Source organism: Marinobacter sp. (genome assembly GCF_044799475.1).
Taxonomy (GTDB): domain Bacteria; phylum Pseudomonadota; class Gammaproteobacteria; order Pseudomonadales; family Oleiphilaceae; genus Marinobacter.
Genome location: NZ_CP085217.1, coordinates 3,583,451 through 3,607,109 on the forward strand (window position 1 = coordinate 3,583,451; position 23,659 = coordinate 3,607,109).

Consider the following 23,659-nt stretch of genomic DNA (forward strand, 5'->3'; position numbering starts at 1 on the left):
CAGGCTCCCGTGACAGGACCCCCGATGGCAAAAGATGACAAAGAGCGGAAGGCACAGGCACTTGAAGGCCTGGTGATGGATGCAATGCATGCCATGACATCCATGGATCAGGTGGAAAAGCTGGGCATGATAGATTCCGCAGACCAGGAAGACATCATCCAGAGCGAAAAGGGCAAGACGGGCAGAAAGAAGCCGGGGGGGGCGCAGGGAGAAGCCTCCCGGGAAGACGATTCCCTGGTGGACAGGATCAGTGAGCTGACCGGATCCGCCCTGCGTTTTGCCGCCCGGTCGACCGACACCTCGCTCCGGGTTGGCCGGGCACTGATGAAATCCCAGGATCAGCTCAGACTGATGCTGGCAACCGGTCAGTCCCTGCGTGACATTCGCGAGGTTGCCGGCCTCACTGTCTCGGAAATGAGCGATGCCCTGAACCTGCGGGACAAAAGCCTGCTGGAAGCCGTGGAGAACGGCACCTCAACGCTTTCCTTTGATCTGATTCTGCGGCTGGCAGCGCTGGTCGCCCGCAACGACCCCATCCCGTTCATCCTGAAATACACACGGACCTACAATCCGGAGGCCTGGCAGATCCTTAACGACTGGGGGGTTGGCAAGCTGCCGCTCCAGTTCGAGCGGGAAAGACAGTTCCTGAACATCTTCCGGGGGCATGATGACGCCCGTAATCTCTCGGATGCAGGCTTCGAGAAGGTTCTGGCATTCACCCGCCAGAGCTTTGAGATGTCATTGCATTTTGTCGAAGAGCAGGAAAAAGCAGTAGCGGAAATGGAGGCCCGCTTCCGGGACGAGCAAGACGAGCGAGAGGGGGAATAAGCTTGCCGTGCAGGCTTAACCTGCCCTTTCCGGCCCGAATAGCTGATACATTCCGGTAATATTGGGAGCATGTACTACGCCGCGCTCCGTTACAATCACATCAATGAGGCTGGCCGGCGTTACGTCAAACACAGGATTGAAAACGTCCACACCTTCAGGCGCAATGGCCTGCCCGCGGATTTCCCGGAGCTCCAGACCGTCCCTTTCTTCAATCTTTACCTCGTTTCCGGAGGCGGTATCCATATCCACCGTGCTCGAGGGGGCCACCACCATGAACCTGACTTTATGGTGTCGTGCCAGGACCGCCAGATTATAAGTGCCTATCTTGTTGACCACATCGCCATTGGCGGTAATCCGGTCAGCGCCGACCACAACCCATTTGACATCTCCCTGATGCAGAATGCAGCCGGCTGCACCCTCCGCATTCAGGGTCACCGGAATGCCGTCCCGCTGCAACTCCCAGGCGGTCAGGCGGCTGCCCTGAAGCCAGGGCCTGGTCTCGTCCGCGTAGACTTTCTGCAGCCGGCTACCCTCATGCAATCGGCGGATAACTCCAAGTGCAGTGCCATAGCCTCCCGTGGCAAGGGCTCCTGTGTTGCAATGAGTCAGAACAGCGAAGGGGCTGGTCTCGTTCATGGCCTCCATCGCGTGTTCCGCCATGGACAGATTGGCAGTTATGTCGTCTTCGTGAATCTGCACCGCGCCTTCTGCAAGCCGCTGGACAGCCTGCTCCCTGGACTCGCAGGTGGCCAGTATGTCTGTCATGAGTTTCAGGGCCCAGAACAGATTGACCGCCGTGGGTCGTGAGTCGGACAGCGTCCCAATGGCCGTCTCGATGTCTTCCTTCCACCTGCTGTCATCGGCGGTCCTGGCTGCAAGGGCCACACCGTAGGCAGCACTGATGCCGATGGCTGGGGCGCCGCGCACAACCATGTCCCGGATGCTGCGGGCGACGCCCTCGGCGTCTTTCAGGGTCAGCCAGGTCTCTTCTGCCGGCAGCAGTCGCTGGTCCAGCAGCTCGAGACGGTCGCCGTGCCATCTCAGGGCGACGGTTCCCAGGGACCGCTCGCTGGAAGAAGAAGTGACAGTCTTGGCGGGGGATTTCGGCATCAGGGGCTCCAGACAGAAAAACCGGTACGCGGATTATAGCGAATTTGACCTTATGGGTGGCTGCTATGAGGGCAGATCGTTATACTTTCAAGCCATTTTCTCCGGTTTCCGCCCTCATGCCGGCGGGCCCGCACCGGTATTCAGGCCCGGCACAACAACCCGAAGGTTTTCCATGACCGCAGAGACGATCGTCGCCGTTGACACCCGCATCAATGCCCGCTGGCTTATCCCCATAGAGCCCTCGGGAGTTGTGCTGGATCATCAGGCCGTGCTGCTCCAGGGCGATCGCATTGCCGCCGTGGTCGACCAGGAGGAAGCCGACCGGCGTTACCGGGCGCGGGAGACACTGAATCTGGATACGCACGTGGTTATGCCCGGACTGATCAACATGCACGGCCATGCTGCCATGTCCCTTTTCCGGGGGCTTGCAGACGATCTGCCCCTGATGGTCTGGCTTAACGAACATATCTGGCCTGCCGAGGCCGGATTTGTAAACGCCGACTTCATCGCGGACGGAACCCGGCTGGCGATGGCGGAAATGCTGAGGACCGGCACCACCTGTTTTTCCGACATGTACTTCTTTCCCGAGGTTGTTGCCCAGGCGGCCCATGATACCGGCATGCGGGCCCAGATCTGCTTTCCGCTGATGGACATGCCTACGGTCTGGGGGGCCGGGCCTGATGAATATCTTGCCAAGGGCCAGGCTCTCATTGACCAGTGGCAGGGCGACCCCCGGATCATGCCGGCGATCGGCCCCCATGCCCCCTACACGGTGTCGGATGAGCCACTGGAAAAGGCCATCCGGATGGCTGCGGAGACAGGCGCTCGGATCCAGGTGCACCTGCACGAAACCGGCTTTGAAGTAGCCGACGCCCTGAAGAAAACCGGCAAACGTCCGGTCGCGAGGCTGGCCGAAATGGGCCTGCTGGGACCTGGCACACAGTGCGTCCACATGACTCAGATTGACGATTCGGACATCCGGCACCTTCAGGACACGGGCGCTCACGTGGTTCACTGCCCGGAATCCAATCTGAAACTGGCAAGCGGCCTCTGCCCTACCGAGCGCCTGAAGCGGGCGGGCGTCAACGTCACTATCGGCACTGACGGGGCCGCCAGCAACAACGACCTGGATCTTTTCGGCGAGCTCAAAACGGCAGCCCTGGTGGCCAAGGTAGTGGCTGATGATGCGTCTGCCCTGTCTGCCCACGATGCCCTTGCCATGGCCACCATACAGGGGGCCCGGGCACTGGGGAGAGACCATGAACTGGGATCTCTGGAAGCAGGCAAGCTGGCCGATGTCATTGCCATCGACCTCAGTGACCCCTATATTCAGCCGATCTATGATCCGGCGTCCCATCTTGTTTACAGCAATCCGGGGCGTCAGGTGACACACAGCTGGATTGCCGGGATTCCCCAGGTTCAGGAAGGACGACTGACAAGAATCGACGTGCCGGATCTGATGCTTCGAGTTGCATCCTGGTCCGACCGCATCCGGGTTAAGGCATCCGGCTGAATCTGGTTTCCGGAATTTTCCGTATCTTCCCTGGTACCACAATATCCCACACCCGCGGACATGACCTATGAGCAACCATAACGTTGACCAGAATGAGATAGCCAAGTTCGAGGCGCTGGCCAGCCGCTGGTGGGACCCCACCAGCGAGTTCAAGCCTCTCCACGACATCAATCCGTTGCGACTGAACTACATTGATGAGCGCGTGCCTCTGGCAGGAAAGAAGGTGCTGGATGTTGGCTGTGGCGGGGGGCTGCTTTCCGAGGGCATGGCTCAGAGGGGAGCCCATGTAACCGGCATCGACATGGGGGAAGCTCCGCTTTCAGTAGCCCGACTCCATGGTCTGGAATCAGGTATCAAAGTGGACTACCGCCAGACTACCATTGAGACGCTTGCAGCGGATCCCGGGCAGGCCGGAAGCTATGATGTGGTGACCTGTCTGGAAATGCTGGAGCATGTACCCGACCCGGCATCCGTCCTCAAGGCCTGCGCCGCCATGCTCAAGCCTGGTGGAGCACTATTTGTCTCCACCATCAACCGCAACCCGAAATCCTTCCTGTTCGCCATCGTCGGTGCGGAATATGTCCTGCGGCTCCTGCCCAAAGGCACCCATGAATGGCGCAAATTCATCCGGCCTTCGGAGATGGCGGATTATCTTCGCCGGGCCGGACTGGAAGTGCAGGAACTGACAGGCATGACCTACAATCCCCTCACAAAGGTCTACCGCCTCGGACGGGATGTGGATGTGAACTACATGATGTATGCCACACTTGAAGCAGATACAGGAAAGCCGTGAACCAGCACAGCACGCCCGGCACAGTCGCGCCGGAAAGCGCGAGAGCAGCGGTTCTTTTTGATCTGGATGGCACTCTGCTGGACACGGCGCCGGATTTCATCCGTTGCCTGAACCAGCTCAGAACCGAACTGGCCATGGCACCCCTGCCTCCGCAGGCCCTGCGCAACGCTGTATCAAACGGGGCGCGGGCCATGGTCGAGGTCGGATTCGGCCTGGTCCCGGAAGACGCCGATTACACCGAACGTCACACCGCTTTCCTGGACCTTTACGAAGCCGGAATTGCCGTGGAAACCAGACTTTTCCCGGAAATGGAATCGGTTCTTGAATGGCTGGAGAGCAGGCAGATTCCCTGGGGCATAGTGACCAACAAGCCCGCGCGCTTTACAGTGCCTCTGCTGAGAGCCCTGGAACTGGACCAGCGCTGCGCAGTGGCTATCTGTCCGGATCATGTCAGCCAGCGCAAACCCCATCCGGAAGCCATGTACCTGGCCTGCCGGCAAATCGGCGCAGACCCGGGCGCCTGCGTTTACGTCGGTGACCACCGCCGCGACATAGAAGCCGGCCGAAACGCCGGCATGATCACGGTCGCTGCCAGCTATGGCTACATCGAGTCCCCCGCGGAAATAACCGCCTGGGAGCCCGATCACATTGTCCATTCACCCACCGGGCTGGCCGACCTGCTGAAAATCCTTTTGCCAGCTGAAAATCAAACCTGATTCTGCCCTCGCCAGACGTTACAATGGCAGTCACTGACTAGCTGAAAAACTGTTCTCCGGAGACTCTTCATGCATGACTACAAGGCGCCCCAGGATTTGCTGAAAAACCGGATCATTCTGGTTACCGGCGCTGGCAGTGGCATTGGCCGGACTGCGGCGAAAACCTACGCCGCCCATGGCGCCACCGTGATCCTGCTGGGCCGGACCACATCGAAGCTGGAAGCCGTTTACGACGAGATTGAAGCCGCCGGTCACCCCCAGCCGGCCATTGTTCCACTCAACCTCGAGGGTGCAGCCCCCAAGGACTATGACGAAATGGCCATGACCATCGAGGACAACTTCGGTCGTCTTGATGGCCTGCTCCACAATGCTGCCATCCTTGGACAGCGCACCCCGGTTGAGCTGAGCTCGCCCGACATCTGGGCCCAGGTAATGCAGGTGAACGCCCATGCGCCCTACCTTCTGACACGGGCGCTTATTCCTTTGCTGCGGCAATCAACGGATGCATCCGTAATCTTCACGTCATCCAGCGTTGGTCGCAAGGCACGGGCCTACTGGGGTGCCTACGCGGTATCCAAATTTGCGCTTGAAGGGCTCAGCCAGCTACTGGCGGATGAACTGGACGATGAACGCCACAATGTCCGGGTCAACAGCCTGAATCCGGGGGCTACCCGCACCAACATGCGGGCCCATGCCTATCCTGCAGAGGATCCAAAGGAAAATCCCACGCCGGAGGAAATCATGCCCATCTATCTTTATCTGATGGGCCGGGACAGCCAGGGAGTGACTGGACAGCAACTGGATGCCCAGCCCTGATGATGGAGCTTCAGTTTTACACTACATCTCACTGCCAGCTCTGCGATCTGGCGGAAACACTGCTGGTTCATACGCCGCTGCCCGAACCGATTCCTGTGGATGCCATCGATATAGCCCAGTCCGAGGCGCTGATCGCCACCTATGGCACCCGCATTCCGGTGCTCAGGCGCAGCGATACCGGCGCCGAGCTGGACTGGCCCTTCGATCAGGCCCAGTTGCTGGCCTTCCTGACCGCTGACCCGTCAGGTTCTGACGTAACACACCACTGACAGTAGCCGAGGCGCGGGCATGACTTCATCTGCCTCCGCCAGACCAAGTAAGGATTGCCTGACATGTTGATGATCATCTCTCCAGCAAAGACGCTGGATTATGAAAGCCCGCTGGCGACCGAAAAGCATACCCAGCCAGAGTTCCTGGACGAAGCCCGCGAACTGGTCGATCAGCTGAAAGAGCTTGAGCCCCATCAGGTGAGCAACCTGATGGGGCTCAGCGACAAGCTGGGGCAGCTCAATGCCCAGCGTTTCCAGGACTGGCACACGCCGTTTAGCCTTGATAATGCCCGGCAGGCCGTGCTTGCCTTCAAGGGCGACGTGTATACCGGTCTGGATGCGGAAAGTTTCAGCGACAAGGATTTTGAATTCGCCCAGGACCACCTCCGGATCCTGTCCGGCCTCTACGGCCTGCTTCGGCCATTGGACCTGATGCAGCCTTACCGGCTGGAAATGGGCACGAAATTCGAGAACCGGCGGGGCAAAGATCTCTACGCTTTCTGGGGCGACACCATTACAAAAGCGCTGGACAGTGAACTGCAAAATGGCGACAGGGTTCTGGTTAATCTGGCCTCCAATGAATACTTCAAGAGCGTCAAGCCCTCGAAGCTGGACGCACGGCTGGTAACTCCCCAGTTCAGGGACTGGAAGAACGGTCAGTACAAAATCATCAGCTTCTACGCGAAAAAGGCTCGGGGACTGATGTGTCGATATGCAATCCAGAACCGGATTTCAGATGTGGAAGACCTCAAGGGGTTCGATCTTGAGGGCTATGGCTACAGCGCAGAACATTCCGAGGGGGACCAGTGGGTGTTCCTCCGCAAAGAGTCATAACCTGCTGTCAGTCCGTCACGCTTCAGGCAGCTTGAAAGTCAGGAATTTAAATGAGTGAAGCAGTTTTTTCCCAGATCGCCATGGCCGTGCTGCTGACAGTGCTAATCGGCTTCATGGGCTTCATCGTCTGGGATCTCGCCAAAAAGTCCCAGGCCGGCCGGTTTGGCACCATTGCCCTGTTTATCGTGCTGGGCGCCGGTGTCATTGGCTTCATAGTCAAGACCATCCTGGTCGAGGTCATGGGACTGTAGAAATAAATCTCCATAACAAGGATTCATACCCGATGTGGTTTCGCAATGCCCGTGTTTTCCGTTTTACCAAACCATTTGATATCAGTGCCGAGACACTGGAAGAGAAACTTCAGGAAGCCGCTTTCAAGCCCTGCGGCCCTCAGGAGATGGCCCGTGAAGGATGGGTCCCCCCGCTGGGCAAGCACGGTGAACAACTGGTGCACAGCGCCAATGGTTATCACCTGATCGCCCTGCGCAAGGAAGAGAAGCTGCTACCTGGCTCCGTAGTCAAGGAACTGGTCGCCGAAAAAGTCGAAGCAATAGAAGCCGAACAGGGTCGCAAGGTCCGCAAAAAGGAGAAAGACGAAATCAAGGAGCAGGTATTGCTGGAAATGCTGCCCCAGGCGTTCTCCAGAAACCGTCGCTGCTTTGCCTACCTGGCTCCGCAGGACGGCGTGATGATCGTCGACGCGGGCTCCGCCAAACAGGCCGAAGATCTGGCCTCGAGCCTGCGCAAAGCGGTGGGTTCACTCCCGGTCCGACCACCCGCTGTGGAACAGGCTCCGGCGTTTACCTTCACCGGCTGGCTCAGCGAAACCATCGACATGCCGGGTACCCTGACCCTCGGCACGGAATGCGAACTCAGGGAAACCGGTGAAGACGAAGGGGTGGTCCGCTGCAAGGGCCTGGACCTCCAGGGCGACGAAATACGCAATCATATGAACGCCGGAATGCAGGTCACCAAATTGTCCCTGACCTGGGATGACAGCCTGTCCTTCGTGCTGGACGAGGAACTGGGGATCCGCCGGCTCAAGTTCGGCGAGACCCTGCAGGAGAAGCTGGACGATGTGGACGCGGACGATGCCGCTGCCCGCTTTGACGCAGCCTTTGCCCTGATGACCCTCGAACTTGCACGACTGATCCCTGGACTGCTCGAGGCCCTTGGTGGAGAAGATCGCAGTGCCATTGTTGACGCTGCCTGAGGCCAGACACTCCTGATTCAGTGACTGGTAGACTTCAGGCGCTCCCGCTGCCAGTCCCGCTCCGGCTCGTTCAGAACGAGTCGGAGATCCATCACCTCTTCCTCCGGGTTGAAGTGCACCTCGAATCCCAGCCTCTCCGCCAGCTTCAGCATCGGGCGATTCTCCGGCAGAACATTCCCGACCATTTCAACGGTGCCTCGACTGCGGCAGTAATCGATCATTTTCTGCATCAGCATCATCCCCAGGCCTTCGCCTTTCATTTTGTCATGCACCATGACCGCAAATTCGCAGCGAAGATTGTCAGCATCCGTCCAGACCCGCACGGTGCCGAGCGTCTCTTCCCCCTCTCCATCTTCCCTCGGTGCATTGGCCACAAACACCATTTCCCGGTCGTAGTCGATCTGCACCATCTGGGCCACGTCTTCACGGGAGAAGTGCTTGCGATACTGGAAAAATCTGTAGCGGATGGACTCCGGAGACTGCAATTCGTGAAAGGCCCGATGAGCAGGCTCGTCTTCCGCCAGCACCGGCCGGATGATCACCCGACGACCGGACTTCGGGAGCACCACCCATTCCTCCAGTTCCCGCGGATAGGGCTGGATGATGGGCTGACCCGGTTCGGTAGACAGGTCGATGGCGAAATCAACAGCCACCGCGCCGTCTTCAGTGCACACAAGGGGCTGAATTTCCAGGCCCTTGATCTCCGGCATATCAATCACGATCTGCGAGAGGGTGATCAGGACCTCACTCACCGCGCGGATATGCTGCTCCGGTTGCGGGCTCGACTCCATCAGCACCTTGTACATGTAGGTACGGCCGAGCAGTTCCCGGGCCAGCACCATGTTCAGGGGCGGCAAGGCAATCTGGCGATCGCTGATCATGTTTATGTAAGCGCCAGACGCGCCGCAAACTACCAGGGGGCCGAATACCGGGTCCCGGGTGATGCCCACGCTAAAAGCGATACCCTCCGCATTCCGGGACGATCGGGTGACCGCAAAACCCAGGAAACCACTGTCCGGAAAATACTCGTGGTACTCATCCATCAGGCTGCGGCACGCATCGAGGACTGCAGCCTCGCTGGCCAGCCCGCGAGCCGCAAGAGGAGGCCGTCCCCGACGACTGGCCTGATCGCGGAAAGGATGCCCGGCCATTTCGTGCATAAGGGTAACGTCAACGGGCCGGCGCTCGACAGCAAAGGCCTCGACCACTTCCTCCACGTCATCGCAGTAGAAGGTTCCTACCGTATTAATGCCATAATCGCGGATAATCTCGCTGGATTCACGATGGGTGAGAACCAGCCGGTTCTCCCGCATGGCCCTGAGCACCAGATTCCGCGTATGGGTGCGGTAGGCAAAATGATCGGTAAAGGATTCCGGTGTCTCACCCAGCAGCCGCTGCACACGCTGGTGATTCACATGCTGCATGAAGGCCTTCACCGCCTTCTCCGGAGAGAAAAAAGAGGGCAGGCCGGCACGATAGAACTCATCCCTCGCGTCCAGCACGGTGCTCTGTCCAAGCCAGCAGGTGAACACATTGAGGCGGGTTCCCTTTGAGGCCCGAACCACCGAGTCAGCAATCTGCATGCTGTCTTCCGTGAGCGTCGGCGCATACATTACAAGCAGGTTTGCGACGCCCCGATCCCGGGACAGGATTTTTATGGCTTCGGCGTACAAATCAGGGGAGGCGTCGTATCCCAGGTCTATGGGATTCCTGCGCGACCAGTAGGGGGGCAGAAGCTCCGCCAGGGCATCCAGGGTTTTCGGAGCCAATTCGGCGAGCTCCCCGCCCTCCCCGCCAACAAGCCGGTCCACCGCCAGCACCCCCGGCCCCACGCCATTGGCCATGATGGTCAGCGACTCCCGGCGCAGGGTGCGCATTCGGGTCAGGGTTTCCAGGGCGTCAAACATCTGCCCCAGACCATCCACTCGCAGCACCCCGGCCCGTTGGAGCATGGCATCGAAAATGGGATCGCTACGGGTAATTCCCGCCGGCAGCTGGTAAGGAAACCATTCCGATTCCGGGACCCGCCCGCTCTTGACCGCGATTACGGGTTTGGTGCGGGACGCCACCCTTACAGCCGACATGAAACGTTTCGGGTTGGGTATGTTCTCAAGGTGCAGGAGGATCGCCCTGGTCTGGCTGTCCTGAGCCAGGTAATCGATCAGGTCGTCGTGATCAATATCCATACCATCCCCCAGCGTGAGGAAGTAGGAAAAGCCCACACCCCTGGCGAACGCCCAGTCAATCAGCGAACTGGCAATGGTCCCCGACTGGCCAACAAAAGCGACTTTTCCGGGAATGGCACCCATGTGGGCATAGGTGGCATTCAGACCCCGGGCCGGCACCATCAGGCCAATGGTGTTGGGACCCAGCACCCGTATGCCGGTTTCCCGTGCCGCCTCACGAACCGAATACATCAGAGGTTGACCGGTTTTACTGTGGGCCCGGGACATGCCTCCGGTCATGACTATGGCTGTACGGACGCCGGCTTCACCCAGTTTCCTGACCAGTTTCGGCACAGTATCCGGCGGAGTGCATATAATGGCCAGATCGGGACTGAAATCCATCCGGGACACCCGTCTGATGCAGGGAACTCCGTGAACGCTATCGTAATCATGCCTGTTTATGACCAGCAGGCGCCCGTTATAGCCCCCGGACAGCAGATTCCTCAGCACCATGCCGCCCAGATTGCTGGCGCGCTCAGAGGCTCCTACCACCACAATGGAGTCAGGGTTGAACAGGCTCTCCAGGTATCGGGTTCCCACTGAATGTCTCCTTACGTTGGCGGGCAGCATCTCTCATGGTGACATCTTAGGCCAGAGCGCGCCTTCAGATCTACGACGAAAGAAACTAAGCAGGAGCCGTTTTTCCCTGATAACATCGGTGTAAAACAACCTGAGTCCGCAGCGCCGTGCAGGCGGGATGCGCAACTCACCGGCAAAGATCGGGCAGGTCATGACAACCGCTTTTTTTTCCCACGACGATTGCCAGAAACACATTATGGGCCCCGACCACCCGGAGTCCCCGGAGCGACTGGCTGCGATCATCAGTTACATTGCAGACACCGGAGTGGCCCAGCAGCTTGACTGGGTAAGGCCCGAGGAAATCACCCGGGACCAGTTGACCATGGTGCATCCGGAAGGCTATCTGCACCAGCTTGATCTGATGGAGCCAGCGCGGGGAAGGGTGTTCACGGATCCGGACACCGCCCTCACCCCTGATACCCTCAGGGCCGCGCGACTTGCGGCGGGGAGCTGTGTGCAGGCGGTGGACATGGTACTGAGCAGCCAGGTCACCAATGCCTTTGTCTGTGCCCGCCCCCCTGGCCACCATGCCGAACGCAGCAAGTCCATGGGCTTCTGTTTCTACAATAATATCGCTCTGGCTGCAAAGCGGGCTCTGAACTTTCACGGGCTTGAGCGGATTGCCATTGTGGATTTCGATGTCCACCAGGGCAATGGCACCGTTGACATCGTCCAGGGCGACGAACGCATTCTGATGTGCTCAAGTTTCCAGCACCCCTTCTACCCTCACTCCCATGTGCACCGCCTGGCCAGCAACATCATCAACACGCCCATTGCTGCGGACACGTCGGCGGCGGATTACCGCAGGCAGATAGAAGCCGGCTGGCTTCATGCATTGCAGAACTTCAGGCCGCAGCTGGTGCTGGTATCGGCGGGATTCGACGGCCACAGGCAGGATCCAATGGCAGAGCTTAATCTGGAGGCCGCGGACTATCGGTGGCTGACCGATCTGCTGACCAGCGTCGCCCATGATCATGCCAATGACCGCTTGATATCAACCCTGGAAGGCGGCTATCACCTGCGGGCCCTTGCAGAGAGCGTGAACGCCCACCTTGAAGGCCTTCTCGCCATCGGCTGATGTGCTGTCTGATTGATTCGTCAGACTGCGTTCCGTCTTGACGGGGAGAGCTCAGGCCTCTCGCCTTCCTTCTCAAGTCGGATGGTGGTGCGGCGATTCTCAGCCTTGACGCTGGATGCCGGATACTGGTCCGCATGAGACCGAACAATTATCTTTTCTTCTGAGACCCCCCGCTGCTTCAGGTACTCGGCTACCACCCTGGCCCTTTTTTCGGAGAGCGCCCGGTTATGAATGCGGGTTCCGTCACGGTCGGTATGTCCATCCACAAAGATGCGCTCGACGCTGGAATCCGCCTGCACATAGGTAGCAATGTTGTTGAGCAGTTCATAATCCCGCTCTGACAGATCTGCCTTGTCCACCGCAAACCGCACACGGGAGCGTTTGATCTGATCGTAATTTACCGGCAGAAGGCTGCCCACACAGTTCCGGTAGCTCTCGAAACGGCCGGGGAAATTGATATTGGACAGCCGCACCCGGACCATTTCATCGCTGTACCAGGCCTGACGGCTCACCGTGGGCGCCATGCCTTCCATGAGGCCACTCACCACGGACATGGTTGTAGAGGGGTCCAGTGCGACTGGCCGCTTGCCATCGGCCACTTTCACTGCCCCCAGCGGGCGCGGTACAGCGCCCGGTCGCCAGGCTGGTGCCTCAATGATAAGTGTGCCCTGGCCGGCCCGCATGAGACGGGTGTCCGACTCGAGATGAAAGCCAAGACTTTCGCCAGCGCGGTGCCGGAACACCGCTCGGCCAAAGCCGGGCACCTGATGAGTCAGAGTACAGTCAAAAACGGACTCGGAAAGATACCACTGGCTGTTCTCGATGCCTGCGCCATAGGTGGCGGCCGCCACCGTCGGGGAAAATGCCGCCGACACCATGATTGCCAGCAGAGCCTGGAAAGAGAGAAGCTTCATGTCATTTCGTCCGGTTCATCATCATTCAGCCGTGGGATTATCCACACAGTAGTCTCTGTTTATCGGCGGGCAATGCCGACTCTTTAGCGGCCATGCCGACTAATCAAAAACGGCTTCTGGTATACTCACGCGCAACACGGGACTTTCACCCAGCGATGCCTTCAGGAAGCCGTTACCGCATGACCGAACACCTGACCCTCACCCGACCCGATGACTGGCACCTCCACCTCCGGGATGGGCCTGTTCTAGATGATGTAGTGCCAGCCACCGCCCGATGTTTTGGCCGCGCAATTGTCATGCCCAATCTGGTGCCGCCGGTAACCAATGCGGCCATGGCACTGGCCTACCGTGACCGCATCCTGCAGGCCAGAGGCGAATCCGAAGGCTTTGAGCCGCTGATGACCCTGTACCTGACAGAGCAGACCACCCCGGATGACATTCGCGAGGCTCACGCCAGCGGCATTCCGGCAGCAAAGCTGTATCCGGCAGGAGCGACAACCAACTCGGCCTCTGGCGTGACCGACATCAACCGCATCCACGATGTTCTTGGCGAAATGGCCGACTGTGGCATGCTGTTGCTGACCCATGGCGAAGTCACAGACAGCCATGTTGACATCTTCGATCGGGAAAAAGTCTTCCTGGAACGGGTGCTGGCACCCACTCTCGGATCTTTCCCGAATCTGAGGGTGGTTCTTGAGCATATTACCACGGCTGACTCGGCTGCTTTCGTAAAGCAGCACGCCGGCAGCAATCTGGGCGCCACCATCACGCCCCAGCATCTCATGTATAACCGGAATCATCTGCTGGTGGGGGGCATCCGTCCCCACCTGTACTGCCTGCCCATTCTGAAGCGGAACATCCACCAACAGGCGCTGCAGGACGTGGTGGTCAGCGGAGATGCACGGTTTTTCCTTGGAACGGATTCGGCACCCCATGCCCGGGGCCGCAAGGAGACTAGCTGTGGCTGCGCGGGGTGCTATTCGGCCTTCACCGCCATAGAGCTTTACGCCGAAATCTTTGAAGACCTGGGCGTTCTGGACCGGCTGGAAGCCTTCGCCAGTTTTCACGGCCCTGATTTTTACGGCCTGCCCCGCAATCGCGATACGATTACCCTTCTCCGGGAAAGCTGGTCCGTCCCGGACAGCCTGCCGCTGGGCGGTGACGACATTGTCCCGCTGCGGGCCGGTGAGACCCTGCGCTGGCGCCTCGCCCCCGCATCACAGACTAGTCAAGGAGTTTGAGTGACTGACGAAACAACCTCTCCGTCCCCCATGGCAGCCCGTTTCCGGGGATTTCTGCCTGTCGTCGTGGATGTGGAAACCGGGGGATTCAATTCCCGCACCGACGCCCTGCTGGAAATTGCCGCCGTACTTCTGGACATAGACGAAGACGGCAACCTGTGTCGCACCCAGACCGTCCTGCAGCAGATTGACCCGTTTGAGGGCGCCAATCTTGAGCAGTCGGCTCTGGATTTCACAGGTATCGACCCCTACAGCAGTGAGCGGGAAGCCGTGCCTGAAGTTGAAGGGCTGAGCGAGATTTTCAGTGCCATCCGCAAGGCCGTAAAGGCCCATGGCTGCAAGCGGGCCATTCTGGTGGGCCACAACGCCACCTTTGACCACAACTTTCTGTTCGCGGCCGCGGAACGGGCGGATATCAAGCGCAACCCCTTTCATCCTTTCTCGACCTTCGATACGGCCACCCTGGCCGGGCTGGCCTATGGTCACACGGTACTGGCCCAGGCCTGCAAACTGGCGGGCATTCCGTTTAGCAGCAAGGAGGCCCACTCCGCGGCCTACGATGCAGAGAAAACCGCCGATCTGTTCTGCGGCATAGTCAATCGCTGGAAGGAACTGGGGGGCTTTCCACCCCCACCGATCCCTACAGACCCTGCCTGAATATCTGTTTTCCAGAGCACAAAAAACCCCGCCGCAGCGGGGTTTTTTGTGCTCTGGAACCGGCGCCTGTTAGAGGCCGCCGGCGTTCTCGGACAGATACTTGGCGACACCTTCCGGTGATGCGTCCATACCTTTGTCACCCTTGGTCCAGCCAGCAGGACAGACTTCCCCGTGCTCTTCGTGGAACTGCAGGGCATCAACGAGACGGACGAGCTCGTCGATATTACGCCCCAGGGGCAGGTCGTTGACAATCTGCGAACGAACCACGCCTTCCTTGTCGATAAGGAAAGCGCCACGGAACGCCATGCCGCCTGCCGATTCCACATCAAACGCCTTGGCGATATCGTGATTCATGTCAGCCGCCATGGTGTAGCGAACCTTGCCAATACCACCCTTGTCTTCCGGGGTGTTGCGCCAGGCGTTATGAGTGAAGTGCGAATCGATGGAGACACTGATCACCTCGACACCGCGCTCTTCGAATGCATCCATCCGATGATTCAGGGCAATGAGCTCTGAGGGACATACAAAAGTGAAATCCAGCGGGTAGAAAAAGATAAGGGCCGGTTTGCCCTTGATGTTTTCCGCCAGGTTGTACTCATCAACAATAGTGCCGTCGCCCAGAACAGCCGGTACGGTAAAGTCTGGTGCCGGTTTTCCTACCAGTACGCCCATGATTTTCTCCATTCAGTGAAAGGGTGTGGTTCAAAAAGAGGCCTCGGAAACGAACAGGGAAAGAGCTCCCGAAGGCTGATCATTACTGTGATTGCCTATATATGAGGTGCCGAGAACAGAATTCAACCGTCCAGGGACGATACACAGGAGCGGGCTGCGTTCCATGGGCTGCGAATAGTTTCCTGGAATCAGATATATCGGAAATAACTTTGATGCGTCTCATCTTTGCTGAGAAGGGATCAGGGCGCTCCAAATGAAGCGCCCCCCGGCTGCTACCAGTGAATACCTCGCATGATGGCTGCGAAGGCGACCTGCTCAGAGGACACTTTGGTTTTCCGGGCACCTGTCTCACCGGCCTTTGGCGTGGCGTCCGGGAACATCTTGTACCCCGTGTTCATTATGATCTCGCCCATCTTGGGCGCAACGGCGTGCAGGACCTGGGCAAAGGTACCCAGGCGTGTTGCAATCCGCTTGGGACGATAGATGATGGCATCCGCCACCATGTCTGCCGCTTCGTCGGGGGACAGTGTCGGTACCTGGTCGTAGATCTTGGTAGGCGCGATCATGGGGGTTTTCACCAGCGGCATATTGATGGTGGTGAAGGTCACATTCTGGTCCGACCACTCGGCTGCCGCGCAACGGCTGAACGCATCCAGCGCCGACTTGGAAGCCACATAGGCCGAGAACCTGGGGGCGTTGGTGAGTACGCCGATTGAGGAGATGTTGACCACATGGCCGCGACGACGCTCGAGCATGGAAGGTGCAAAGCCCATGATCAGACGGACTGAACCGAAATAGTTCAGTTGCATGGTACGCTCGAAATCGTGAAACCGGTCGAATGACAGGTTCAGGGAACGCCGGATGGACCGCCCCGCATTGTTAATAAGGAAATCCACGTGGCCGTGATCCTTCAGGACCTGCTCTATGAACCGGTCAGCGTCCTCCATATCTGAGAAGTCGCACTGGTACGGATAGACCCTGGCACCCCGGGATGACAGCTTCGCGGCCACCTCATGCAGACGCTCCTTCTTGCGGGCACCGATGACCAGAATGGCCCCGGCATCAGCCAGCTTTTCTGCGGTTGCCAGACCGATGCCGGAGGTGGCACCGGTAATCACCACGACGCGCCCTTCCACGGAGCCTCGAAGAGTGCGGTCCTTGAACAGGTCCGGATCCAGGTTGCGCTCCCAGTAATCCCAGATCGTCGGTGCATAGGTTTCAAGACGGGGGACTTCAATGCCAGTGTCTTTCAGCACGCGCTCTGTCTCGCGGGCATCAAACCGGGTCGGATAGTTGATGAAAGACAGGACCGACGCCGGGATACCCATGTCATCCAGCACGGCACTGGTGAGCCGCTTGACCGGAGGGAGGTTCTTCACACTCTGGCGGATGAAAGGGGGAATAAAGCCGAACATCCGGGAGTCGATCCGCATTGCCATCCTGGGTGCGTGGCCAGCTTCTGCAAAGATATTGAGGATCTCACCCACCTTGTAGGGATCCGAATCCACCAGGTGGAAGCAGTTGCCATCTTCACCATCCAGGTGAGCGATGTGATCCATGGCATTGACGACAAAATCAACCGGGACGACATTCAGGCGACCGCCTTCAATACCAACAGTGGGCACCCACTGGGGAATCGTACGGCGGATTTTCTGGATCAGCTTGAAGAAATAATAGGGGCCATCGATCTTGTCCATTTCGCCGGTCTTCGAATGGCCAATGACCATTCCCGGACGGTAGATACGGAAAGGCACCCTGCATTCCTGGCGGACCACTTTTTCCGATTCGTGCTTGGTCTTGAGGTAGGGGTGATCCAGCTTTTCTGCTTCCTCGAACATGTCTTCCCGGAAGGTGCCCCTGAAAAGGCCGGCGGCTGCAATGGATGACACGTGATGAAAGCGCTTTGCCTCGAGTACCGCTGCCGCGTTCACGGCATTGCGGGTACCTTCGACATTGGCAAACGCCTGGGCTTCCTCGTCCGCACCCATGTCATACACAGCGGCCAGATGGAAAAAGTGATCAATCTTTCCTTTCAGCGCCTTGACGTCTTTCGCGCTGAGGCCGAGCTCCGGTTTGGTGATATCACCGACAACCACCTTCACCTGATCTTCAGTTGCGCCCCAGCGCTCCCTCAGTTTGTCCAGCTTGAATATGGATTCTTCACGCACCAGCACGTGAACGGTGCCGCCCCGCGCCAGCAGTTTTTCCACCAGAAAACGGCCAATAAAGCCCGTGGCACCCGTTAAAAAGTAGTTCATTGATACCCCATCCTGCTTGTCATTGTTAAATTCCCGCGAACGCTCCATGGCGCTTGCCACCGATCACCGACGGACCATCCGCTCAAAAAGTGAGCCGTATTATACTTACTTGCTGTTCTCATGTATTGCGATTTTTACCGGATCCAGCCTTTAACCTTTTGATTTTTATAGAGCAAAAACTCTAAAGTCCCCGAGCAGAGGCGATCGACTGGCGCCATAAATAAAACCGGACTCCATGAGATTAGCACAGCTCCTGGAGCCTGCATGATTTGACAACGCTCCAGATCCGCCGCAACACCCGGCGTTAAATGATGGACATGAAGACAGACATGAAAAGCCTTCGCGCGGGTGACATAATCAGGGCTTTCCATAACCTGTAAAACCGGATGGTGCTTGCTTCATGTCAAAACAGCCGAAACAGCCAAAACAGGACGCCAACGCGGACCGCTACATCGCCATCGCCCGGGCCTGCCTGAAAGCCATCAACGACACCTCTGCGGAAAAAGGCAGCCGCGAGGAAAAGATCCAGGCGGTTTACGAAGCCATCGATGAGGCGTTCCAGCAGGAGTTTGCCGACTATCACCAGTCCACTGCGGTCATGGCTTCCGTACTGGAACGGATCGCATCGGGGCAGCTCAGCGGGGAAGACGCGGCGAATCTCGCCAGGAAGACCCTTGATCAGCAGCCCCAGAGCACACGGCAATCGGTTATTCACTGACACCAGCCCTATCGGAGTATTAAATGTCATCTGGCACCGTTCTGAGACCAACGGCCCTTTCCGGGCTTCTGCTCACCTCCTTGCTGCTACTTGTTACTGGCCTGGCCCAGGCACAGGTTACGCCGGCAAAAAGCCCCAGTGATGAGAACCTTTACCGTTATCTCACTCTGGACAATGGTCTCGAAGTGCTGCTGGTTTCAGACGAGGCATCAGACAAGGCCGCCGCTTCCCTGGATGTCGCCGTGGGCAGTGGCGATGATCCGGAAGAACGCCAGGGGCTGGCGCACTTTCTTGAACACATGCTTTTTCTGGGTACCGAAAAGTATCCGGATCCTGGAGCCTACCAGCAGTTCATCAAGAGCCACGGCGGCAGCCACAACGCCTTTACCGCCTTTCAGGACACCAACTACTTTTTCGATATCCAGGCTGAGTTTCTGGAACCGGCCCTGGACCGTTTTGCCCAGCAGTTTTCCGCTCCTCTTTTCACCCCGGAGCTGGTGGAACGGGAACGCCGGGCGGTGCACTCCGAGTTCAGCGCCAGCCTCAAGGACGATGGTCGCCGTATTCACGCGGCCAGAAAAACCATTGCAAACCCCGAGAGCGCATACAGCCAGTTCCACGTAGGCAATCTCTCCACCCTGGAAGACACGGAACAGAACCCCTTGCGACCTGACCTGCTGAAGTTCTGGCGTGAGCACTATTCTTCCAACATCATGACCCTGGTAGTTTACGGCCCCCAGACTCTCGAAGAACTGGAGACCATGGTCAGGACCCGTTTTGTGAAAATCGAAAACCGGAATCTGAAACCGGAGGCTCACAGGGCCCCCATCTTCAGGCCGGATGACCTGCCCGGCAAGCTACAGGTCGAGGCAGTGAAAGATCTCCGGCGGGTGACCCTGACCTTTCCGATTCCATCCCAGCGGGATCACTACCAGAGCAAGCCCGACCATTACGTTTCAAACCTGCTCGGCCATGAGGGACCGGGCAGCCTTTATGACGTGTTGCGGCGCGAGGGGCTGGTGGACAGCCTGTCGGCGGGAAGCGCGATCGATACTGGCTACCAGAGCACCCTCGAACTCTCCATGGCCTTGACTCCGGAAGGTCTGAAACGCCGGGATGAAGTCGTCAGCCTGGCGTTCGATTATATAGAAAAGGTGCGCAGGGACGGCGTCAGCAGGCAGCGCTTTGATGAGATGCAACGCCTGGCCGAGATCGACTTCCGCTTCAAGGAACGGCCCTCTCCGCTCCACCAGGTCAGCCGGCTGTCAATGCAGATGCATCACGTAGCCCCGGAAGACGTGCTCCGGGCGCCGTGGATGATGGCCGAGTACAGGCCAGAGCTGTATCAGGAGATACTCGACCAGCTGACTCCTGAAAATACTCTGGTCACCGTGGTGTCTCCAGACGGGCCGGAAGGCCAGGTGCAGAAAACCACCTGGTATAAAACCGTCTATACCTTTACCGAAACGACAGCTGCAGAACTTCACGACGCTGCTCGGCCCAGGCTTGCCGAACAGCTGGCACTTCCAGCCGCCAACCCGTTCATCCCGGAAGATCTGTCCATGGTCCCGGGGAACACAATGGATCAGCCGGCTCGGCTTGCCCCAGTAAAAGATGACGCAGGGGGCCTGACTCTCTGGTACGCCCGGGACGTCCGTTTCGATGCCCCAAGGGCAAACGTCTACCTGAGCCTCCGTTCACCCACGGCCCTGGCATCAGCGAAGAACGAAGTGCTATCTCAGCTGCTGGTGGATGCCATTAATACCAATCTCAACGCATGGGCTTACGCCGCCCAGCTCGCAGGCCTTGATTACAGTGTCTACAACCATCTGCGAGGGGTCACGATCCGTGTTGGCGGCTACAACGACAAGCTCCACACCCTGTTCAGTCGCATTCTTGGCCAGGTGGCGGACACCCACATCGACGGGCAGCGTTTCGAAATCGCAAGACAGAACCTTCTGGACAGCCTGCGTAACAAATCCAGGGAGCGGCCCGTGGCCCAGGCTTCCCAGTTCCTGCAGAGTGCGCTTATTGAAGGCACCTGGACCACGGATGAAAAACTGGAGGCCACCCGTAATGTCACCCTCGATGAGCTGAAGGCTTTCGGCAGCCAGTTGCTCGCCAGGGTTGACCCGGTGATGCTTGTCCACGGCAACCTCACACAGGCGTCGGCACTGAACCTGAGCCATTTCGCCCGAGCCAGCGTGCTGAAGAACAGCGAAATGGTAAACGTGCCCCGAAGCGGTGTCCGGGACCTGCCTGCCCAGGAGACGGAAGTCACCCTGACCGTGGATCACCCGGATACTGGCTACCTGCTTTATCTGCAGGGGGAAGACACAAGCTTTGACAGCCGCGCGAAATACCGCCTGTTGGGACAGGTCGTCAGCAGCCCTTTCTACCAGGAGATCCGGACCAACCGGCAACTCGGCTACGTGGTCTATGCCACCCCCTACGAAATGCTGGAAACCCCGGCCCTGGGTTTTGTGGTGCAGTCTCCGGAAGCCACCGGTCAGGAAATCGACCAGGCCGTTCAGGAATTTTCAGAACAGTTCCGGGAGGACCTGGCAGGCATGACCGACACCGAACTCAGGCGGGAGAAGAGTGCCGTTACCAGCAAACTGCTGGAGAAAGACCGCACCCTTGCCGAGGTGTCGGAGCGGTACTGGCGGGAAATCGACCGCGGCGCCACGGATTTCAGTTCCCGTGACAAGCTGGCCGGGGCCGTGGAGCAGGTACGACTTGAGGAACTGGTGGGAACTTACGAGTCCTCCATACTGAAACGCCAGAATGCCCTTGAAATCGTGACAGTGCCCGGCCCCTCAAGCAGCGGCGGCATCATGACGCGCCTGCGCCAGCGTGAAGCCGTGGAATAATCCGGACCGTGATTCTGGGGGAAGCAAAAAGGAGGGGTTGAGGATGCCTGTCACACAGGCATGGCCAGAAAACGCTGCCAGTCCTCAATCTCGTCCACATCCCAGCGTGGCTCCAGCAGACTGAACGTGAGCCCCACACTGTCAAGACGCTGGCAGGTCTGCTCCAGCACCTGCGGACTGCCCCACTCGATGTCATCCAGCATGCCTTCCGCCACCCTTCGGGCTCCGAGCAGAACGTAACCGCCGTCGTCAGACGGGCCAATCACCACATCTGCGTGATCCAGAGCCGCCACTGCGTCACGGACATAGTCGCCGTCCACCGAGGGACAGTCGCTGCCCACAATGATTGCCTTCCGGTAACGGGCCAGAGTGCGCTCAAAAGCGTCGTTCATCCGGGCGCCCAGGCCCTCACCCTTCTGCACTCTCTGAACCACCGCCCGCTGATTCAGTGCCTTTACCAGATGGCGGGCGGGTTCCGGCACCGGCTCCAGGGCCCGGTCCCACCAGAACTGCAGCGGCAGCTCGGTGCCCGCCAGTGAGGTCAGCACCGTGGCTGTAAGCTGCATATGAGCCTTGAGTGCACCTTCTTCGCCCAGGGCGGGCGCCAGACGGGTTTTCACCTTCCCGAGTTCGGGCCATCTGGCGAACTGGATGAGTGTTACATGGTGGGAGCCGGACCGGTCATCGGCTGGCCGGGCGGAAGAGATATCAGGACTGGGCATTTCGGACATCAGAACGGTATTCCTGTGCAAGAGTATTCGGGGACTCTCCCCGCCAGTAGCGCCAGCGCAGGCGCCACATGAGCCAGATGGTATGCCAGGCGCCGCGGGACTCCCAGCGCCGGCTGTCCGTGACCACCGGATCGTGTATACACCAGGGGCGGGACGCCAGCCGAAGCCGGCTGGACAGTTCCACATCTTCCATCAGGGGAACCCTGGCAAAGCCATGCAACGCTTCAAATACCGACCGACGGACAAAGATGGCCTGATCGCCTGTGGCAATACCCGTAAGGCGGGAACGCTGGTTCATGAACCAGGCAATCACCCGGAACAGCAACCGCCGTCCGCTGAGACGCACATCAAACCGTCCCCAGTGCAGGTGCGAGCGATAAAAGTCCGCGAGGGTTTCTCTGGCCGCTTGCGGCAGCCGGGTATCTGCGTGCAGGAACAGAAGTATGTCGCCACTGGCCAGTTCGGCGCCGGCATTCATCTGGGCTGCCCGGCCCAGCTCCGCAGTCACCAGGTGGTTACACAGTGGTCTGGCTTTCTCCCGGGTGCCGTCGTCGCTGCCCCCATCCACCACAATCACTTCATGGCCTGCCTCACGCCAGGGCTGAAGCGGCAGCAGGCTCGCCTCAATGCTGGCAGCCTCGCGCCAGACTGGCACGATAATGCTGATACGGGGTGGGCCGGGAGGCTCCTGTTCTGCCGCGGAATCGGCGCTTTCCGGCTGGTTGACGACAGTGGAACGCATCTCGGACTTATGGGTATTCATGAAAGCTCGCTGACCTCAGCGGTGATGTCATTAAAGGTAAAACACTAACACAGAGAAGGGAACGCCATCACACAGGGTTGAGGCGCGGCTCCTGTGCGGCTATCATACCGCCCTTGCCGAATATGTCTCAGTAGCTCAGCTGGATAGAGCAGCCCCCTCCTAAGGGGCAGGTCGCAGGTTCGAATCCTGCCTGGGACACCATTTCTTCCCCGACAATTCGCCAGAACCTTTTTGCTTCGCTAGAAACTCTATCGAGACACAGTCATTAGATTCCTGAGCTGGCGGGGCAAAATATCATAAAAAAATTTTTGGCCACGACCGAAACTGTGCGCACGGTTCAGTTCTCGTTCATTATTTTTTGTCAAAATAATTCTGGCTTGATAATGTCTTGATCGACTGAAATTAAAGGAAAAATTAAACATGGACGTTGTGATTAACCTGGATAGCCTGGGATTTGGCATCCCCAGGACGGGCTTTGGCCTGAACCTGATTTCTGGAAGCTATATTCAAGTTTCCAATCCTGCAAAAAGAAAGCCGGATATATTCGGCTTAACCGACGTGCTCTCTTTGGGGGATAACTCCAGCACAATGGTTTTTGCCTCACTTAAGACCAGCCCCATCAAGCTTTCCACAGCTGAGGAAATTCAGTCTTTTACAATGTCCGGACTGGTAGCTCAGAAGATCCAGATCAATATTGATGGCACCCTGATTGGTAACGGCAAAGCAGATGTGACCATCACGAGGATTGATGGTGATGGCCGGCCAACTGAGCTTTTGAAGAGGTTCGACGTTAAGGTGTCAGGCGGCCAACTTGCTCGGACCTCTATCCGTGGAAATGTTCGTAAATTACCCTGACCA

22 protein-coding genes and 1 tRNA gene are annotated in these 23,659 nt (G+C 58.4%); 16 read left to right on the plus strand and 7 right to left on the minus strand.

Annotated elements, in window-relative coordinates:
- Positions 1 to 24 precede the first annotated feature (24 nt).
- Positions 25 to 828: a helix-turn-helix domain-containing protein gene (locus tag LG327_RS16435; protein WP_404363558.1), complete on the plus strand. Its 804-nt coding sequence runs from the start codon at positions 25 to 27 to the stop codon at positions 826 to 828.
- A gap of 15 nt (positions 829 to 843) precedes the next feature.
- On the opposite strand, the gene mtnA is transcribed toward LG327_RS16435, so the two are convergent.
- Positions 844 to 1,938, minus strand: a complete 1,095-nt coding sequence (gene mtnA, locus LG327_RS16440; protein ID WP_404363560.1) for an S-methyl-5-thioribose-1-phosphate isomerase — start codon at positions 1,936 to 1,938, stop codon at positions 844 to 846.
- A gap of 172 nt (positions 1,939 to 2,110) precedes the next feature.
- Between mtnA and LG327_RS16445 the strand changes: the two genes are divergently transcribed.
- The 8 genes from LG327_RS16445 to rdgC all read left to right on the plus strand — a co-directional run bounded on the left by LG327_RS16445 (position 2,111) and on the right by rdgC (position 8,092).
- Positions 2,111 to 3,451, plus strand: a complete 1,341-nt coding sequence (locus LG327_RS16445; RefSeq protein WP_404363561.1) for a TRZ/ATZ family hydrolase — start codon at positions 2,111 to 2,113, stop codon at positions 3,449 to 3,451.
- A gap of 67 nt (positions 3,452 to 3,518) precedes the next feature.
- Positions 3,519 to 4,244, plus strand: a complete 726-nt coding sequence (gene ubiG, locus LG327_RS16450; RefSeq protein WP_404363563.1) for a bifunctional 2-polyprenyl-6-hydroxyphenol methylase/3-demethylubiquinol 3-O-methyltransferase UbiG — start codon at positions 3,519 to 3,521, stop codon at positions 4,242 to 4,244.
- Complete coding sequence (locus LG327_RS16455; protein ID WP_404363564.1) at positions 4,241 to 4,960, plus strand: HAD-IA family hydrolase; 720 nt, start codon at positions 4,241 to 4,243, stop codon at positions 4,958 to 4,960. Before ubiG ends, LG327_RS16455 begins: the two co-directional genes overlap by 4 nt.
- Before the next feature lie 69 nt (positions 4,961 to 5,029).
- Positions 5,030 to 5,776, plus strand: a complete 747-nt coding sequence (locus tag LG327_RS16460; protein ID WP_404363565.1) for a YciK family oxidoreductase — start codon at positions 5,030 to 5,032, stop codon at positions 5,774 to 5,776.
- 2 nt (positions 5,777 to 5,778) lie between these two features.
- Positions 5,779 to 6,045, plus strand: a complete 267-nt coding sequence (locus LG327_RS16465) for a glutaredoxin family protein (protein ID WP_404369502.1) — start codon at positions 5,779 to 5,781, stop codon at positions 6,043 to 6,045.
- Positions 6,046 to 6,108: 63 nt separating this feature from the next.
- Positions 6,109 to 6,879 carry a peroxide stress protein YaaA gene (gene yaaA / locus LG327_RS16470; protein WP_404363567.1) on the plus strand — a complete coding sequence of 257 codons (771 nt, stop codon included), beginning with the start codon at positions 6,109 to 6,111 and terminating at the stop codon, positions 6,877 to 6,879.
- Between the two features lie 50 nt (positions 6,880 to 6,929).
- The gene (locus LG327_RS16475; protein ID WP_404363569.1) at positions 6,930 to 7,130 is read left to right on the plus strand and encodes a DUF2788 domain-containing protein; all 201 of its coding nucleotides are present in this window, start codon (positions 6,930 to 6,932) and stop codon (positions 7,128 to 7,130) included.
- A 32-nt stretch (positions 7,131 to 7,162) separates the two neighbouring features.
- Positions 7,163 to 8,092 carry a recombination-associated protein RdgC gene (gene rdgC / locus LG327_RS16480; RefSeq protein ID WP_404363571.1) on the plus strand — a complete coding sequence of 310 codons (930 nt, stop codon included), beginning with the start codon at positions 7,163 to 7,165 and terminating at the stop codon, positions 8,090 to 8,092.
- 17 nt (positions 8,093 to 8,109) lie between these two features.
- Here rdgC and LG327_RS16485 read toward each other — a convergent pair whose 3' ends face one another.
- Entirely contained in the window at positions 8,110 to 10,857 is a 2,748-nt protein-coding gene (locus LG327_RS16485) for a GNAT family N-acetyltransferase (RefSeq protein ID WP_404363572.1), read from the minus strand.
- A 190-nt stretch (positions 10,858 to 11,047) separates the two neighbouring features.
- Here LG327_RS16485 and LG327_RS16490 point away from each other — a divergent pair, with 190 nt between their 5' ends.
- Complete coding sequence (locus LG327_RS16490; RefSeq protein WP_404363574.1) at positions 11,048 to 11,974, plus strand: histone deacetylase family protein; 927 nt, start codon at positions 11,048 to 11,050, stop codon at positions 11,972 to 11,974.
- Positions 11,975 to 11,994: 20 nt separating this feature from the next.
- Here the strand turns inward: LG327_RS16490 and LG327_RS16495 are convergent, their stop codons facing one another.
- Positions 11,995 to 12,888, minus strand: coding sequence for an OmpA family protein (locus LG327_RS16495; RefSeq protein ID WP_404363575.1), 894 nt, complete (start codon positions 12,886 to 12,888; stop codon positions 11,995 to 11,997).
- A 179-nt stretch (positions 12,889 to 13,067) separates the two neighbouring features.
- On the opposite strand from LG327_RS16495, the gene pyrC reads away from it, so the two are divergent.
- Both pyrC and rnt read left to right on the plus strand, forming a co-directional pair.
- Positions 13,068 to 14,129 (plus strand): dihydroorotase, encoded by a 1,062-nt coding sequence (pyrC, locus tag LG327_RS16500; protein WP_404363577.1) that lies wholly within the window; start codon positions 13,068 to 13,070, stop codon positions 14,127 to 14,129.
- A 30-nt stretch (positions 14,130 to 14,159) separates the two neighbouring features.
- Entirely contained in the window at positions 14,160 to 14,786 is a 627-nt protein-coding gene (rnt, locus tag LG327_RS16505; RefSeq protein ID WP_404369505.1) for a ribonuclease T, read from the plus strand.
- Between the two features lie 69 nt (positions 14,787 to 14,855).
- Here the strand turns inward: rnt and LG327_RS16510 are convergent, their stop codons facing one another.
- Together LG327_RS16510 and LG327_RS16515 are read right to left on the minus strand one after the other, a co-directional pair.
- Positions 14,856 to 15,458 carry a peroxiredoxin gene (locus tag LG327_RS16510; RefSeq protein WP_404363578.1) on the minus strand — a complete coding sequence of 201 codons (603 nt, stop codon included), beginning with the start codon at positions 15,456 to 15,458 and terminating at the stop codon, positions 14,856 to 14,858.
- Positions 15,459 to 15,730: 272 nt separating this feature from the next.
- Positions 15,731 to 17,716 carry an SDR family oxidoreductase gene (locus LG327_RS16515; RefSeq protein WP_404363579.1) on the minus strand — a complete coding sequence of 662 codons (1,986 nt, stop codon included), beginning with the start codon at positions 17,714 to 17,716 and terminating at the stop codon, positions 15,731 to 15,733.
- Positions 17,717 to 18,116: 400 nt separating this feature from the next.
- Here LG327_RS16515 and LG327_RS16520 point away from each other — a divergent pair, with 400 nt between their 5' ends.
- Complete coding sequence (locus LG327_RS16520; protein ID WP_404363580.1) at positions 18,117 to 18,434, plus strand: hypothetical protein; 318 nt, start codon at positions 18,117 to 18,119, stop codon at positions 18,432 to 18,434.
- A gap of 23 nt (positions 18,435 to 18,457) precedes the next feature.
- Positions 18,458 to 21,307, plus strand: coding sequence for an insulinase family protein (locus LG327_RS16525; protein ID WP_404363581.1), 2,850 nt, complete (start codon positions 18,458 to 18,460; stop codon positions 21,305 to 21,307).
- Positions 21,308 to 21,357: 50 nt separating this feature from the next.
- Here the strand turns inward: LG327_RS16525 and LG327_RS16530 are convergent, their stop codons facing one another.
- On the minus strand, positions 21,358 to 22,038 hold the full coding sequence (locus tag LG327_RS16530) for a TIGR04282 family arsenosugar biosynthesis glycosyltransferase (protein WP_404363583.1): 681 nt from the start codon (positions 22,036 to 22,038) through the stop codon (positions 21,358 to 21,360).
- On the minus strand, positions 22,016 to 22,801 hold the full coding sequence (locus LG327_RS16535) for a TIGR04283 family arsenosugar biosynthesis glycosyltransferase (protein ID WP_404363585.1): 786 nt from the start codon (positions 22,799 to 22,801) through the stop codon (positions 22,016 to 22,018). The genes LG327_RS16530 and LG327_RS16535 overlap by 23 nt, the downstream gene beginning before the upstream one ends.
- 124 nt (positions 22,802 to 22,925) lie before the next feature.
- On the opposite strand from LG327_RS16535, the gene LG327_RS16540 reads away from it, so the two are divergent.
- Positions 22,926 to 23,002 (plus strand) — tRNA-Arg (locus LG327_RS16540).
- A 219-nt stretch (positions 23,003 to 23,221) separates the two neighbouring features.
- The gene (locus LG327_RS16545) at positions 23,222 to 23,656 is read left to right on the plus strand and encodes a hypothetical protein (protein WP_404363586.1); all 435 of its coding nucleotides are present in this window, start codon (positions 23,222 to 23,224) and stop codon (positions 23,654 to 23,656) included.
- The last annotated feature ends 3 nt before the right edge of the window (positions 23,657 to 23,659 follow it).

Coding starts and splice junctions, on each gene's coding strand:
- LG327_RS16495 (WP_404363575.1), bottom strand. CDS start 12,888: ATGAAGCTTCTCTCTTTCCAGGCTCTGCTGGCAATCATGGTGTCGGCG.
- LG327_RS16535 (WP_404363585.1), bottom strand. CDS start 22,801: ATGAATACCCATAAGTCCGAGATGCGTTCCACTGTCGTCAACCAGCCG.
- LG327_RS16465 (WP_404369502.1), top strand. CDS start 5,779: ATGGAGCTTCAGTTTTACACTACATCTCACTGCCAGCTCTGCGATCTG.
- LG327_RS16460 (WP_404363565.1), top strand. CDS start 5,030: ATGCATGACTACAAGGCGCCCCAGGATTTGCTGAAAAACCGGATCATT.
- LG327_RS16435 (WP_404363558.1), top strand. CDS start 25: ATGGCAAAAGATGACAAAGAGCGGAAGGCACAGGCACTTGAAGGCCTG.
- LG327_RS16445 (WP_404363561.1), top strand. CDS start 2,111: ATGACCGCAGAGACGATCGTCGCCGTTGACACCCGCATCAATGCCCGC.
- mtnA (WP_404363560.1), bottom strand. CDS start 1,938: ATGCCGAAATCCCCCGCCAAGACTGTCACTTCTTCTTCCAGCGAGCGG.
- LG327_RS16525 (WP_404363581.1), top strand. CDS start 18,458: ATGTCATCTGGCACCGTTCTGAGACCAACGGCCCTTTCCGGGCTTCTG.
- LG327_RS16515 (WP_404363579.1), bottom strand. CDS start 17,716: ATGAACTACTTTTTAACGGGTGCCACGGGCTTTATTGGCCGTTTTCTG.
- LG327_RS16510 (WP_404363578.1), bottom strand. CDS start 15,458: ATGGGCGTACTGGTAGGAAAACCGGCACCAGACTTTACCGTACCGGCT.
- ubiG (WP_404363563.1), top strand. CDS start 3,519: ATGAGCAACCATAACGTTGACCAGAATGAGATAGCCAAGTTCGAGGCG.
- LG327_RS16530 (WP_404363583.1), bottom strand. CDS start 22,038: ATGTCCGAAATGCCCAGTCCTGATATCTCTTCCGCCCGGCCAGCCGAT.
- LG327_RS16475 (WP_404363569.1), top strand. CDS start 6,930: ATGAGTGAAGCAGTTTTTTCCCAGATCGCCATGGCCGTGCTGCTGACA.
- LG327_RS16490 (WP_404363574.1), top strand. CDS start 11,048: ATGACAACCGCTTTTTTTTCCCACGACGATTGCCAGAAACACATTATG.
- rnt (WP_404369505.1), top strand. CDS start 14,160: ATGGCAGCCCGTTTCCGGGGATTTCTGCCTGTCGTCGTGGATGTGGAA.
- pyrC (WP_404363577.1), top strand. CDS start 13,068: ATGACCGAACACCTGACCCTCACCCGACCCGATGACTGGCACCTCCAC.
- LG327_RS16520 (WP_404363580.1), top strand. CDS start 18,117: ATGTCAAAACAGCCGAAACAGCCAAAACAGGACGCCAACGCGGACCGC.
- LG327_RS16545 (WP_404363586.1), top strand. CDS start 23,222: ATGGACGTTGTGATTAACCTGGATAGCCTGGGATTTGGCATCCCCAGG.
- rdgC (WP_404363571.1), top strand. CDS start 7,163: ATGTGGTTTCGCAATGCCCGTGTTTTCCGTTTTACCAAACCATTTGAT.
- yaaA (WP_404363567.1), top strand. CDS start 6,109: ATGTTGATGATCATCTCTCCAGCAAAGACGCTGGATTATGAAAGCCCG.